At 44.3% G+C, this 13,776-nt stretch carries 11 protein-coding genes; 7 read left to right on the top strand and 4 right to left on the bottom strand.

The genetic code is table 11. From position 1 onward, the window contains the following. Positions 1 to 10: 10 nt before the first annotated feature. From ACMXI2_RS06870 to ACMXI2_RS06860, 3 genes are all read right to left on the bottom strand, one after another. Complete coding sequence (locus ACMXI2_RS06870; RefSeq protein WP_483780961.1) at positions 11 to 847, bottom strand: hypothetical protein; 837 nt, start codon at positions 845 to 847, stop codon at positions 11 to 13. A gap of 21 nt (positions 848 to 868) precedes the next feature. Then, the gene (locus ACMXI2_RS06865) at positions 869 to 1,702 is read right to left on the bottom strand and encodes a hypothetical protein (protein ID WP_483780960.1); all 834 of its coding nucleotides are present in this window, start codon (positions 1,700 to 1,702) and stop codon (positions 869 to 871) included. Between the two features lie 64 nt (positions 1,703 to 1,766). After that, positions 1,767 to 2,219, bottom strand: a complete 453-nt coding sequence (locus ACMXI2_RS06860) for an Hsp20/alpha crystallin family protein (RefSeq protein ID WP_483780959.1) — start codon at positions 2,217 to 2,219, stop codon at positions 1,767 to 1,769. 192 nt (positions 2,220 to 2,411) lie between these two features. Here ACMXI2_RS06860 and ACMXI2_RS06855 point away from each other — a divergent pair, with 192 nt between their 5' ends. After that, positions 2,412 to 3,248, top strand: coding sequence for a hypothetical protein (locus tag ACMXI2_RS06855; protein WP_483780958.1), 837 nt, complete (start codon positions 2,412 to 2,414; stop codon positions 3,246 to 3,248). A gap of 20 nt (positions 3,249 to 3,268) precedes the next feature. Next, positions 3,269 to 3,442: a hypothetical protein gene (locus ACMXI2_RS06850; RefSeq protein WP_483780957.1), complete on the top strand. Its 174-nt coding sequence runs from the start codon at positions 3,269 to 3,271 to the stop codon at positions 3,440 to 3,442. Between the two features lie 29 nt (positions 3,443 to 3,471). On the opposite strand, the gene ACMXI2_RS06845 is transcribed toward ACMXI2_RS06850, so the two are convergent. Beyond that, on the bottom strand, positions 3,472 to 4,626 hold the full coding sequence (locus tag ACMXI2_RS06845) for a S1C family serine protease (RefSeq protein WP_483780956.1): 1,155 nt from the start codon (positions 4,624 to 4,626) through the stop codon (positions 3,472 to 3,474). Positions 4,627 to 4,814: 188 nt separating this feature from the next. Here ACMXI2_RS06845 and ACMXI2_RS06840 point away from each other — a divergent pair, with 188 nt between their 5' ends. Genes ACMXI2_RS06840 through ACMXI2_RS06820 form a run of 5 tightly spaced genes read left to right on the top strand, consistent with a single transcriptional unit; the run spans position 4,815 to position 13,766 of the window. Continuing rightward, a complete protein-coding gene (locus ACMXI2_RS06840; RefSeq protein ID WP_483780955.1) occupies positions 4,815 to 6,773 on the top strand; it encodes an amylo-alpha-1,6-glucosidase in 1,959 nt (652 codons plus the stop codon). 10 nt (positions 6,774 to 6,783) lie between these two features. Next, on the top strand, positions 6,784 to 8,070 hold the full coding sequence (locus ACMXI2_RS06835; RefSeq protein ID WP_483780954.1) for a glycosyltransferase: 1,287 nt from the start codon (positions 6,784 to 6,786) through the stop codon (positions 8,068 to 8,070). 12 nt (positions 8,071 to 8,082) lie between these two features. After that, entirely contained in the window at positions 8,083 to 9,129 is a 1,047-nt protein-coding gene (locus tag ACMXI2_RS06830) for a polysaccharide deacetylase family protein (protein WP_483780953.1), read from the top strand. Continuing rightward, positions 9,092 to 13,288, top strand: a complete 4,197-nt coding sequence (glgP, locus tag ACMXI2_RS06825; protein WP_483780952.1) for an alpha-glucan family phosphorylase — start codon at positions 9,092 to 9,094, stop codon at positions 13,286 to 13,288. Before ACMXI2_RS06830 ends, glgP begins: the two co-directional genes overlap by 38 nt. A gap of 19 nt (positions 13,289 to 13,307) precedes the next feature. After that, the gene (locus ACMXI2_RS06820; RefSeq protein WP_483780951.1) at positions 13,308 to 13,766 is read left to right on the top strand and encodes a pyridoxamine 5'-phosphate oxidase family protein; all 459 of its coding nucleotides are present in this window, start codon (positions 13,308 to 13,310) and stop codon (positions 13,764 to 13,766) included. Positions 13,767 to 13,776: the final 10 nt, after the last annotated feature.

Genomic DNA, 13,776 nt, shown 5'->3' with positions numbered 1-13,776 from the left:
TCAGCTCATTTTAAGGATGAGTAATAAATACAGGGATGTTCACGGTACGCAGAATATTATCGGCATCGCTGCGATGGAAGAAACGGGAAACGCCACTCCGGCCATAAGCTCCGTAAGTAACAATACAGTCTTTCCTGTGAATCAGTAATGCCAGGAACTCTGTTGCCGGCTCACCATTCAGAATGATGTACTCTACCGTGTCATAATGCATATCCAGGTATTCCCGGAGTTTGGGTTCCCAGGGCATTGTTTTATTGTTATTTTCCGCTACATACACCACTTTCACCGGCATATCAGCATATCCCGGGAAAAGCTGGGTGAACTGCCTGATGGCATACATAGAAGAAAAAGTGCCATTATAGGAAAATATAATCTCTTTGACCGGCGACATCACTTCCGGCAAAACCATTACCGGGCACTCTGCTTCCGCGAGCAAATCTTTTACAAACCGGGGCGGATCGGTATCGTACAGTGTGGCAAATGACGTACTGTTATTAATCAGTAAAAGATCAGCAAACCGGCTTTCTTCTACTACTTTTTCTACCGGTACTCCTGCAGTTTCCCGGACCTTAATATCCACATTGCCGCCATCACAGATCTCATGCAGTTGTTTCAGGTTTTTATCCCGCTGAAATTCCAACGCAGCCCTGCTCTCAGCGGTAATCTGTTCGTAATTGTAGACATAACCTCCCGGGTACATGGTGCCCATTGGCGTCAGCTCACTTACAATATCATCCAGGCATACCACCGTTAAGGGACTTTCTGCCTCCTTAGCTATATACTTAAACGCTTCTACCTGTTCGTCTGAAAAGTGAAGCACATCTATTGCAGCAATAATCTTTTTCATAGTGATTATAGTTTTAAACAATTAATAATGGGTGATAAAAACGGGCTGTGTCACCAGCTTTACGACCAGTGTAGCCGGGTTAGGAACAAATGCAGTGGACAAAATACTCCGTCCGTATGCTCCCATTACAATAAATACTTTTTCCTTGCTGAACATAAATTCCAATAAACGGGTACTAACGCTTTCATCTTCCACCACCTGGATCTCTGCGTTAATGTAGTGCGTGTCCAGCCATTCCCGCAGCCTTGCTTCGTCTCCTTTAATGGGTTTACCGGTTTCTGTTACACTCAGCACGGTTGCCTTACATGTTCCAAGCTGAGGGAACAGGTTCGTGAACTGTTTCATCGCAAATACTGATGAGCAACTTCCGTTGTAGGTGAAAATGATCTCATCAACTCCGTCAAAATCTTCCGGAGCTATCACCACCGGGCATTCAGATTTCTCCAGTACCTCCTTTACAAATGCCGTAGGAATACCTTCCGGTTTCCATGAAAATGACGTAGCAGCATCCAATACTATCAGGTCGGCATAACGGCTTTCCTTCACCACTTCCGCAACCGGCATACCTGCATCCAGGTGTATCAGGCAATTCACGCCATTAGACTCACAGATATTTTTGAACCGGTCTATATTTTTATCTCTGAAGAGATTTTTCTGATCTTCCAATTCAATTCCCGGAACTGGTTTCCCTACCGCAATTTCCCGGATATCTTCTGCCGATCTGAGTTCCAGCACCTCGTTTTCAAGAAACACGCCTGTAAGTTTTGAATGTGTGAGATTACAGAGATAACAGGCAAATTCAAGGCTAGGTCCGTTAAAGCTTACAGCATCTGTGACAAATAATATCTTTTTCATAACACTATTTTTTCAGGATTTAAAACCCGGTCAGAAAGGCTGGCCGGGCTTTGCAGATCAGCATCTATTTAACAGCTATCTGGATGTTTTTGCCATTCTTTTTTGCCTCTTCATTTTTGGGAAGCTTCAATTTTAACACCCCTTCTTCATAATGCGCTTCAATTTTCTCTTTACTGATACTTTCAGGGAGATTAAAGCTGCGGGAAAAGCTGTTATAATTATATTCCCTTCTGCTGTACTTCTCATTCTTTTCCTCCTTTTCATTTTCTGATTCCGCGCTTACCGTAAGCACATTGCCCTCCAGGTTAATCTTGAAATCATCCTTTTTCATACCCGGAGCAGCAACAGAGAGTTTGTAACTGTCTTTATCTTCACTCACATTCACTGCCGGAACAGTTAGCTCCGCTAAAGACCGGCCACCATTAAAATCAGTTGTCCATTCCCGCCAGGGTTTAAAAAAATCATCAAATAAAGATGGGAAAAGTGCGCTGTGTTTAGTTAGTGCTTGAGATGACATAAAATACCTCCTTGTTTTTTGATTAATAATTTTATGCTAAACTATAATGTATCAGGGCGTAAAAAAATGATCAATCTCAATAGAGATCCTGATTGTGATCATATCTACCCCGTTGTGTCCATAATCATCTTTCAGGCTGACCGCCATCATAGTTCCCAGGAGGTTTCCGGGCTAATTTTAATAAAAAAAACTATGGAAAAAATATTATTGGTAGTATGTGGTGCAGCGCCTACCCTCAACGCCATAAATTTTGCATGTTACCTGTCTGACATTACGCGATCAAGGCTCACCGGGTTCTTCTTTGAGAAAGATACATACGCCGATAAGCCGGAAATAAAAAAAGTTTATGGAATGCCTTATGTGGAAAGCATTACCTCCCGCGATTTGCCTGAATACGGCAAAAAAAACAGAAAAGCAGAAGACCATATCCGGCTGTTCGAAGAAACATGTGATGAAAAAGGAGTACCGGCATCTGCAAAATATATTAATGGACAGGTACTGGAGAATATTATAGAAGAAAGCCGGTTTGCAGACCTGATCATCGCAGATGCAGCGGTTTCCGATATTTCAAAAACCCAGGAAGCGCTCTCTCCCTTTCTCCAGAAACTTCTTATTTCCGCTCAGTGTCCGGTAATTATCGCCCCGTCCTCCTTTACACCTATCGAAGAAATTGTGTTCTGTTATGATGGCAGTCCATCCGCTGTATTTGCCATGAAGCAATTAGCTTATATCTTACCGGAACTCGGCGGCACAAGGGCCACTGTTGTACAGATCAAAGAAGAAGAAATTAAGGATGATGAAAGAAAAAGGATATCCAACTGGCTCAGTAAACACTTTGAGTATGCAGATATCATTACCATAAAAGGTGGTTCAGAAAAAGCGTTGTTTGACTATCTGCTCAGGAAACAACATGCATTGGTTGTAATGGGCGCTTATGGCAGAAATATGGTGTCTAGGCTATTCAAACACAGTCACGCGGATCTCCTTATAAAAACGTTGGCATATCCTGTTTTCATTACCCATTATTAAAATCATTAAAAACTAAATTTATGCAACGCATACTTCAACCTCCGACAATACATTATGTATTTACTTATGTAGAAAAGATACTGGCCTGGACAGCAGCCCTGCTGCTCCCCATTGCAACATATTCATTGCTTATCAAACTGGCCGTATATTTTGTGGAACTGTTGTATGAAATATTCATCCGGTATCAATACTAGGGCAGGCGCTAATCAGCGCCCCCCTGTCCTTATTTTTCCGTTATTCCCTGCATACCGCTTAATATTACTTCGCAGCTAACTGGTTTCCCCTTTCGCATCACTTTCAGGTGTATTTTATCACCAGGATGATGCAAGACCAATATTTGCTGGATATCCCCAACGCTTCGCACCTCTACGTTGTCAATTTCTTTAATGATATCCTCTACCTGGATACCTCCTTTTGTAGCGGCGCCTTTGTCCACCAGTTTATACACCAACACCCCCGGCATACCTGGTGTGTTGGTAATGTATACACCCAGCGAAGCACGTATTGCTCGCCCGCTGCGCAACAAATCATTGCATACTTTTTTTACTACCTCTACCGGTATAGCAAAAGAATAACCTGCAAAATTTCCTGTTGGCGTTAGTATACCGATATTGATACCGATAAGCCTGCCATTGATGTCTACCAGCGCGCCACCACTATTGCCACTATTCATTACTGCATCTGTTTGTATAAAAGAAGACAAACGTCCCAGTTCTTCCTGGCTGGTAAAAATCCTGGATTTGGCGCTCACTATTCCGGCGGTAACGGTAGAATTCATGCCCATCGGGCTTCCGATAGCCAATACCCAATCCCCCACCGCAACAGAATCCATACTGCCAAAGCGTACAAAAGGCAATGACTGATCACTGATTTTCAGCAGTGCTATATCCGTAAGAGAATCCATTCCTATTATACGCGCTTTGAAAGAACGTTTGTTTGCCAGTACCACTTCCAGGCTTTCCGCCTGATTTGCAACATGATAATTGGTTACCACATAACCATCAGGCGTTATAATCACTCCTGAAGCACTTCCTGTTACACCTCCCTGTTCAAGAATTGCCTGAGAAATACCGGGATGATCTCTTCCAGCCCGGAAACCGTATTCTTCCAGTCCTTTAAAACCAGGTTCATAGGTGGTAATAATATGCACTACCCCCGGTATAGCCCTGGCGGCAGCATACCGGAAACTGGTATTGATACCGGTTGGTTTCGGCAAATTAAATTCAACCGGTTCATTTTGCATCTGCTGCCTTTCTTCCAGCGAAACAAATGGCATCCCTGGGGAAATAATAACCATTGGTTTCTCCTGGGCCATACAATTGACGGCATAAAAATAACCGCATAAAAACCAGGCAAATAACAGGGGGAACTTTTTCATACCTCTTTTTTTAAACGTTAAAACTAACGTACCCGTTAAGCCCTGGTAATGACTTCCGTCACCCTTCCCGATGATGCTGATCAAAGTAACGGGAAGATTGATAATAATCATATATCCTGCTAATCATAATCATGAATAAAGATACGCCTCCTTAGTACATTTGAAGTATATCTGAATTTATTTCACTCATGCAGATCACTGAAAAAAAACAACCGCTGTTTAACAAACTGATGTTGGACCATACAGGGCAACCCGACTGCCGGGAGTTACTGTTGGTCAGTGATAATGGTACATATGCAGCAACCACTTTGTGCGGGTATAACAGCAGAAAGTATCACGGAATGCTTGTAGCGCCGCAACCGCAGCTGAATGAAGACAATCACGTGCTATTATCTTCCCTGGATGAGTCGGTACTGAAAGACGGGCAAACCTGGCAATTAAGTACGCATTGCTACCCGGATGTATATTATCCTGACGGATTCCGGCATATTCATACATTCGACAACAACGTTATTCCAACCTGGACCTACAGATTTGGTAACATGGTGCTGGTGAAAGAATGGCTGTTTCTTGCAATGGACAATACCTTATATGTTAAGTATACCTTGCAGGAGGCCGATTCAGCTATCACGCTCCGGCTGATGCCTTTACTGGCATTCAGGAATATGCATACCCTTACGCATCATAATAACCAGGTAAACGGTACTCTTACCCCGGTTACAAAAGGGTTCTCTATCCAACTATATCCAGGTTATACACCGCTTTACCTGCAAACTTCAGTCGATGAAAAGTTCGTTCCCGGGGCCAACTGGTATTATAACTTTACTTACCCTGAAGAACAAAAAAGAGGATATGAATACCTGGAAGATCAGTATACACCAGGTTATTTTGAGCTGAAGCTGGAAGCCGGTCAGTCCGTTTTCTTTGCAGCAGGGGTAAAAGCAGCCAATATGGAAAGGATACCAATACGGGTCACCAGATTGTTCCGAGAACAAAAAACTCCTGTAACTATATGTGATTATCTGAGGAACAGCGCCCACCGGTTTATCATCAAAAAAGATAAACAAACTACTGTCAAGGCCGGATATTACTGGTTTGGCTCCTGGGGAAGAGACACCTGTATATCGCTTCCCGGGTTAACTTTACTCACCGGCGATGTATACTACTTCAGAAAAATAGCGGATACTTTGCTGGAAGACATGAAGGGCGGTATAATCCCTAACACCGGCACTGGTAGCCATGCCACTTATAATACAGCGGACGCCTCCCTCTGGCTGGTTTGGGCTATGCAGCAATTTGTGCGGTACTATGTAACCGGGGAAAAACTCTGGGAAATTTATGGATCTTCTCTCACCGATATACTGGAACATTACAGGCAAGGCACCCTGTTTGGCATCAGGATGGAAGAAGATGGATTAATATATGCCGGAGAAGAAGGATATGCCCTCACCTGGATGGATGCAATAATAAATAATCAACCGGTTACCCCCCGCGGCGGAAAAGCGGTAGAAATAAATGCGCTCTGGTACAATGCGGTTTGTTTCTGCCTGCAGATTGCCACGGAAGCCGGTGATAGAAACTTTGTAAAAAAGTGGGCCGCTTATCCCGAAAAAATCAGGACATCTTTTGTAAGCTGTTTCTGGGATGCCGAAAAAAAATACCTGGCTGATTGTGTAAATGGTTCTTACATGGATTGGTCCGTACGTCCCAATCAATTATTTGCGGTTTCGCTCCCTTTCTCTCCGCTGACGGAAGAACAGCAAAAGGTTGTTATGGATAAAATAAAAGAAGAACTCCTCACGCCAAGGGGGCTGCGAACCTTATCCCCGCATGATGCACGTTATCTGGGGCATTATGGCGGCGATCAGCCCACCCGCGACACGGCGTATCACCAGGGCACCGTTTGGCCGTGGATGCTGGGTCATTTTGCAGAAGGATACCTGAAGGTATACAAGCAGGAAGGTCTCCAACTGCTGGAAGAAATATATGAAGGTATAAGCCCGGCCCTTGCCGAAAACTGCCTCTATACAATAGCGGAAGTATTCGATGGCGACTTCCCTCACAAGGCCGGCGGCGCCGTTTCCCAGGCCTGGAGTGTAGCAGAACTTTTACGATTCAGAAATTTGTTGAATAATTATAAACAGTAAATATATTTATATGCAGGTGCTAATGTTTGGTTGGGAGTTTCCGCCACATATTTCCGGAGGATTAGGTACAGCATGTCTTGGCATAGCAACCGGGCTGGCAGTTAATAACGTAAAGGTACTCTTTGTGGTACCCAAAAAACATGGTAATGAAGATGCCGGGGAAATTAAAGTAGTTGGCGCCAGCGACATAGAAATTCCATTGCCATATGCGTATACAGAAAAATTACAGGAAACATTCTCTTACTTTGAAGTGAATAGCCCGGTGGTTCCCTACCACAGCCCGGAAACATTTGCAGTATCGGCTAAAACATCCACTGTTGAAAGTAAGCAAACCAGCCACGGGCCAATAATGCGATACCCGTTTACAGGAGGTTATGGAAAAAACCTGATGAAAGAAGTATGGCAATATGCTTTAACCGCTGCTGCTATTGCTACCCAACATGACTTTGATGTTATCCATGTGCACGACTGGCTCACCTTCCCTGCCGGCATAATGGCCAGCGCAGCAAGTGGAAAACCATTGGTTGTACATGTTCACGCCACCGAATTTGACCGCTCCGGAAGCAATATCAATATGCAGGTGTATGAAACCGAACGGCTGGGGATGCTGAAAGCCGACAAAGTTATTGCGGTAAGTGAACTAACAAGACGGATTATCATCGATCGCTATTTCATTCCTCCTGAAAAAGTGGTGACTATTCATAACGCAGTGTTGCCGGTCGCTGAAAAACCTAAAAGCTTACCTTCAAAACCCTTCAAAGAAAAGGTGATCACCTTTGCAGGCAGAATTACCTATCAGAAAGGACCTGCCTATTTCATTGAGGCCGCAGCTAAGATATTGAAAGTGGATAAGTCGTTCCGTTTTGTGATGGCCGGAAGCGGAGATATGTTAAAAGCAATGATTTCATATGCAGCTCAGCTGCGCATTTCGCGCTATTTTCATTTTCCGGGTTTCCTCAAAGGCGCTGAACTGGAGAAGCTACTGGCTATCAGTGATGTATTTGTAATGCCCTCGGTTTCAGAACCATTCGGCATTATCCCATTGGAAGCCATCAGAGCCGGCGTTCCCGTTATTATTTCCCGGCAGTCTGGCGTTCAGGAAGTATTACAGTATGCATTAAAAATAGACAGTCCTGATACCTCCGATATGGCCAATTGTATACATGCACTGGCCAGGTACAAGGGCATACATCGCTTACTGAAACGTGAAAGTACACAGGAACTGAACTTTCTTAACTGGGAAAAACAGGCGTACTATATTAAAAAAGTATATGAACATCTTACTTCTACTTATTAATTATTATTCTCTATGAAAAATATCTGTCTTTATTTCCAGGTACATCAGCCCTTCCGGCTAAACAAGTTCTCATTTATGGATATAGGCAACGGAGTTCCCTATTATGATGAAATTTTAAACAGTGAAATATTAAGGCGGGTATCACTGCAATCCTATTTACCGGCCAACAGTGCATTAATGAAACTAATAAAAGCAGGTAACCGGCAGCTTCATGTGAACTTTTCCATTTCAGGTACAGCATTGGATCAATTTGAAAGGTATATGCCCGAACTGATTGAAAGTTTCAGGACCCTCGCAGATACAGGCTGTGTGGAATTTATGTCCGACACTTACAGCCATTCACTTGCCGCATTGAAAAGCAGCGACGAATTTAATCTCCAGGTAAAAAAACATACCGCCAGAGTGGCCGCTTTATTTGGGAAAACACCCCGGGTATTCCGTAATACAGAACAGATCTACAATAGAAAAATCGCTGATATGGCGGCAGCTATGGGCTTTGTTGCAACACTCGCCAATGGCGCTTCCCCGGAAGATAAAATCATCAACCTGTTCATAGATTACCAGACCTTCGGCAAATTTTATGAACATGCAGATGTAATAAGCACTTTCGCTCAATACTTACCCAATGAAATATTGCTGCAAAACAATCATCTGCTGCAACCGGAAGAAGTAACAAAACTATTGCCGGCAGTAGCTTCCATTATGAGGCCGCAAATGACAATCCCACAGGAAGAAAATCATGATCTGCAGCCCTGGCTGAACAACGATATGCAACAGGACGCCTTCGATACCTTGTACGCACTCGGGAAAAAAGTGCGCGCCACTGACGATGAGCGGCTGAAACAGGATTGGTCATACCTCCAAAGCGCTGATCATTTCTATTATATGGGCATCCAGGATCCGGGGAACTCACTGAGTCCCTATGATAGTCCTTTCGATGCCTTCATTAATTATATGAATGTGCTGACAGATTTCTCCCTGCGTACAGACAATTCTCTGGAAAAGAAAAAAACTACTCCTCATGGGCGATATACGCTGGAAGCCGGATTATATATTTGAGGTAAGCTGGGAAGTATGCAATAAAGTGGGTGGTATACATACCGTATTAGCAACGAAGGCCCGCTTACTGGAGGAGCAATGGGGTAACCGGCTGATTATGATTGGTCCCGACCTGCCGGCCGGTATTACCGGCAACCCGGAATTTACAGAAGACAAAAACCTGTTTCCCACCTGGAAAAAACATATGCAGAAAACCGGGATGAGAGTACGAACAGGCAGATGGAACATTGCCGGGAATCCGTTGGTTATACTTGTAGACTTTACTCCTTTCTTCCAGCAGAAGAATGAAATTTTTACGCATTTCTGGACAAAGTACCGTTTGGATTCCTTGTCTGGTCAATGGGACTATATAGAACCCGCCATGTTTGGATATGCAGCGGGAAAAATAATTGAAGGGTTTTATTATTGTCATCTCAACGCTACCGATCATATTATTGCCCAGTTCCACGAGTGGATGACAGGTACAGGAATTTTATACCTGGAAGAAAACATTCCCCAGATAGCCACTGTATTTACCACACATGCCACCGTATGCGGCCGGGCAATAGCCGGCAGCGGCATGCCCTTCTATACCGGTTTTGAAAGCTCTAATGCGGAGCAGTCTGCCAGGGACTTCCATATCGTTTCCAAACATTCCCTGGAAAAAATTGCTGCTCATACGGCCGATTGCTTTACATGCGTAAGCAGTTTTACAGCAAAAGAATGCGAAAAATTTCTTGGTAAATACCCCGACTTTATTACTCCAAACGGATTTGATGCGGATATAGTACCCGGCCCTTCGTTGTATGACGCCAGGCGCGCCAAAGCAAGAAGCGTTTTATTAAACGTAGCCAAAGCTCTTTTCGGTCAGCAACAACCTGAAGATACGCTACTGGTTATCAAAAGCGGCAGATATGAATACAGGAATAAAGGGATTGACACTTTCATTGACGCCATTTCATTCTTGAATAAATCAAAAGAAATAAAACGGAATATCCTGGCATTTATTTTTGTTCCCGCCAATCATACCGGTCCGCGTAAAATATTACAGGATAACTTATTACTGCAAACTCCGCCTGTTTCCCGGACCGGGGAAGTACTGACGCATAATTTGCAGGGAGCCGACACAGATCTCATATTAAATCATATCCGGCAACAGCAACTGGACAATACCCCGGCCAATCGTGTAAAGATCATTTACGCACCTGTATACCTCAACGGAGCAGATGGAATATTTAACCTCAGCTACTACGATACCCTTATCGGCTTCGACCTGGCGATATTCCCCTCTTATTATGAGCCCTGGGGTTATACTCCGCTGGAAAGCGCCGCATTTCATATTCCGGCTGTTTCTACCAATATTTCGGGATTTGGCAGCGCAGTGAGCAAATTACCCCAGTTTAACGGTAAAGGAATATTTATAGTAGAGAGAAATGATAATAATGAACGCGAGGCTGCAGCCACCATCGCCGGAATTATCAGCACCTACGCCGCACAAACAGCATCTTCCGTAGCTGCCGCCAGGGAGGACGCCGCTCATATAGCAGAACAGTTCCTGTGGAATCGCCTTCTTGTTTATTACTATCAGGCTTATGATCTGGCACTGCAGAAAAGTACTCAACGGGAGCAACTTTTCTGCAATAAACCTCAGGCGTCTCCGGCCGAAGTAACCACTCAGGACATACCGGAATCAACACCTGTCTGGAGAGAGATAAATGTGCAACCGGTATTACCAGCTCCCCTGCAACCATTACAGCACCTCAGCCAAAACCTTTGGTGGTCGTGGAATCCGGAGGCATGCGCATTATATGCATACGCTGGTAACAATGAATGGGACCGGTGTAAACAAAATCCGCGTCTCCTACTGAAAACGATCAGTCCCGGCAATCTCCACAGGCTTGAAAAAGACGCTGTTTTCCTGGAAATGCAGCAAACAGTATCAGATGCCTGGCAAAAGTATATGCAGCCCCCTGACAAACAGGCGCCGTTAATAGCATATTTCTGCATGGAATATGGACTGCATGCGGATCTGAAACTTTATTCAGGGGGACTGGGGGTACTGGCTGGCGATTATATCAAGGCTGCAAGCGATAACGGGTTGAATATGGTAGCAACCGGACTCCTGTATAAGAGCGGCTACTTTAAACAGAAAATATCCCCCGCCGGCGGGCAACTGGCCATACCGGATATAATGGAAACGGAAAATCTGCCGGTTTTTCCTGTGCAAAATAATCAGGGTGAAACGATGAGCATTGAACTGGCCTTCCCCGGCCGCATTGTGCATGCCGCTGTCTGGAAGATAGATGTTGGACGTATTACCCTGTATCTGCTGGACACAGATCTGGCAGCAAATAATGAGGAAGACCGGCAGATATCAGCACAGCTGTATAGCAGTCATCCTGAAATGAGGTTGAAACAGGAAATCCTGCTTGGCATAGGCGGCGTGAAAATGCTGGAAGCATTAGGCATACAACCTGACCTCTATCACATCAATGAAGGCCACGCAGCATTTACTGCCCTGGAACGGATACGTAACATCATGCAGCAGTGCCATCTGAGCTTTGACGAAGCAATGGAAATTGTTAAATGCACCACCCAGTTCACTACTCATACTGCTGTGCCGGCAGCAAAGGATGTTTTCGACGAAATACTACTTAGAACCTACCTGTCTTACCTGGCGAAAGATTTTAACATTGACTGGAATATCCTGATGAAACTTGGCAGCGCGGAAGAGGAACACTCTTCCGGAGGATTTTCTATGTTACACTTCGCAGCAAATCTTTCACAGGGAATAAATGCAGTAAGCAAACAGCACCGCGGGATATCCTGTAATATACTAAATCCTTTGTGGAAGCATTTCAAACCCGATGAACTGCATATCACCAGTATCACCAATGGCATACATCTGCCTACCTGGATGGCTCCTGCCTGGCAGCCCTGTTATAAAGATATCATGGCTAATAAGGCGTATCAAATCCCCGGTAACACGATATGGAACATACGGAAAAAGCTGAAAAGGGATATGTGGCTGGACATTGTCAACAAACAACAAGCAGGTATTCCGGCGCTTTATGAAACCATTAAAAAAAACGATTCCCCACGGGAAGATATAACCCGGGATATATTGGTGATTGGTTTTGCAAGACGGTTCGCTTCCTACAAAAGAGCCGGGCTACTCTTTACCGATATAAAACGGTTGGCCGCCATCGTCAACAATACCCAATATCCGGTGTTAATTATTCTTGCCGGCAAAGCTCATCCCAATGATGCGGATGGTATCGCATTGATAAAAAAAGTGATAACGGCATCGCAAATGCCGGCATTGAACGGGCGCATTTTGTTTCTGGAAGACTATGATATGGAATTGGCAGCATTGCTGACAAAAGGAGTGGATGTATGGCTAAACACACCGGAACATAACATGGAAGCGTCCGGCACCAGCGGTATGAAAGCCGTTTGCAACGGCGTTCTCCATTGCAGCCCACGGGAAGGCTGGTGGGCGGAGGCAAACCGTGAAAATGCAGGATGGACGTTGGAAATCGATAATCAGCCAGAACAGGATACTTATCATGATCAATACGATGCAGCCACAATATATAATCTGCTGGAAAAAGAAATCATACCTCTTTTCTTTGAACGCAATGCTGAAGGATTACCTGAAAAATGGATTAATATGATTAGAAAAGGTTTATCCGATATAACGCCTCAATTTGATATGAATCGCGCTATCACTGAATATGACCACTGTTATGAACAATTATACAACAGGAGCAAACTTCTACAGGCAGCAGATCACAAAAACACCAGGGACCTGGTGGCCTGGAAGAAAAGGATTCGCAGCACATGGCAGGAAATACATGTAATGACAATCGAAGAACCTCAGGGAAGTTATTACCTGGAATCGCCCGGAGAAACTTTCCGGGCCAGGATAAACCTTTCTATCGGAACTTTACATGCAGATGAAATAGGCTTGGAAGTAGTTTTTTACAACAAAGAACAACCAGACAAATACTTGACTGTACAGGAGTTGACGGTTGAAGCAATCAACCATAACAGGGTCACCTACTCCTGCCAGATACAGCTGCCGTTTTCCGGCTCCGCTGTTTATGGATTCAGAATTTTCCCCAGGCATCCGTTGCTGCCTAACCGGCAAGACTTTCCGTTGATGACCTGGATTTAATCATTATAAAATAAACTTTATGTTAGGCAAATTAAATTTAGATCAGATTGACCATGTACTGGCCAAAAATGTAACAGGCCGCATCGGATGTACCGACGGGCAAAAAGTATATATAGTGCCCGTTAGTTATGCTTTCAATAACGCCTACCTGGTAATACATTCCAGGGAAGGAATGAAAATTGACATGATGCGGCAGCACCCGCATGTTTGTTTTCAGGTGGATGAAATTACCGATATGGCAAACTGGCGCAGTGTTGTTTTGTGGGGAGATTATGAAGAAATAACAGATCCGAAGGAAAGATTTTATGCCATGAAATTCCTTGTAAGCCGGCTGGCACATCTGCAGGTAAGCGAAACCGCAGGAGTATCCGAAATGCATGAGGAAATAGTAAAGGAGAGATTGCCTGAAAACATTATCCGGCCTATTGTTTACCGGATAAGGATTACTGAAAAAACCGGCAGGTTTGAAAGTACCTGATCTGCCTGCC

This window comes from Chitinophaga sp. G7 BAM 1005 (assembly GCF_057126945.1).
Note: the sequence above shows the minus strand (reverse complement) of the source record. Positions and strands in the feature narration are given on the sequence as shown.

Coding starts and splice junctions, on each gene's coding strand:
- ACMXI2_RS06870 (WP_483780961.1), bottom strand. CDS start 847: ATGAAAAAGATTATTGCTGCAATAGATGTGCTTCACTTTTCAGACGAA.
- ACMXI2_RS06865 (WP_483780960.1), bottom strand. CDS start 1,702: ATGAAAAAGATATTATTTGTCACAGATGCTGTAAGCTTTAACGGACCT.
- ACMXI2_RS06860 (WP_483780959.1), bottom strand. CDS start 2,219: ATGTCATCTCAAGCACTAACTAAACACAGCGCACTTTTCCCATCTTTA.
- ACMXI2_RS06855 (WP_483780958.1), top strand. CDS start 2,412: ATGGAAAAAATATTATTGGTAGTATGTGGTGCAGCGCCTACCCTCAAC.
- ACMXI2_RS06850 (WP_483780957.1), top strand. CDS start 3,269: ATGCAACGCATACTTCAACCTCCGACAATACATTATGTATTTACTTAT.
- ACMXI2_RS06845 (WP_483780956.1), bottom strand. CDS start 4,626: ATGAAAAAGTTCCCCCTGTTATTTGCCTGGTTTTTATGCGGTTATTTT.
- ACMXI2_RS06840 (WP_483780955.1), top strand. CDS start 4,815: ATGCAGATCACTGAAAAAAAACAACCGCTGTTTAACAAACTGATGTTG.
- ACMXI2_RS06835 (WP_483780954.1), top strand. CDS start 6,784: ATGCAGGTGCTAATGTTTGGTTGGGAGTTTCCGCCACATATTTCCGGA.
- ACMXI2_RS06830 (WP_483780953.1), top strand. CDS start 8,083: ATGAAAAATATCTGTCTTTATTTCCAGGTACATCAGCCCTTCCGGCTA.
- glgP (WP_483780952.1), top strand. CDS start 9,092: ATGGGCGATATACGCTGGAAGCCGGATTATATATTTGAGGTAAGCTGG.
- ACMXI2_RS06820 (WP_483780951.1), top strand. CDS start 13,308: ATGTTAGGCAAATTAAATTTAGATCAGATTGACCATGTACTGGCCAAA.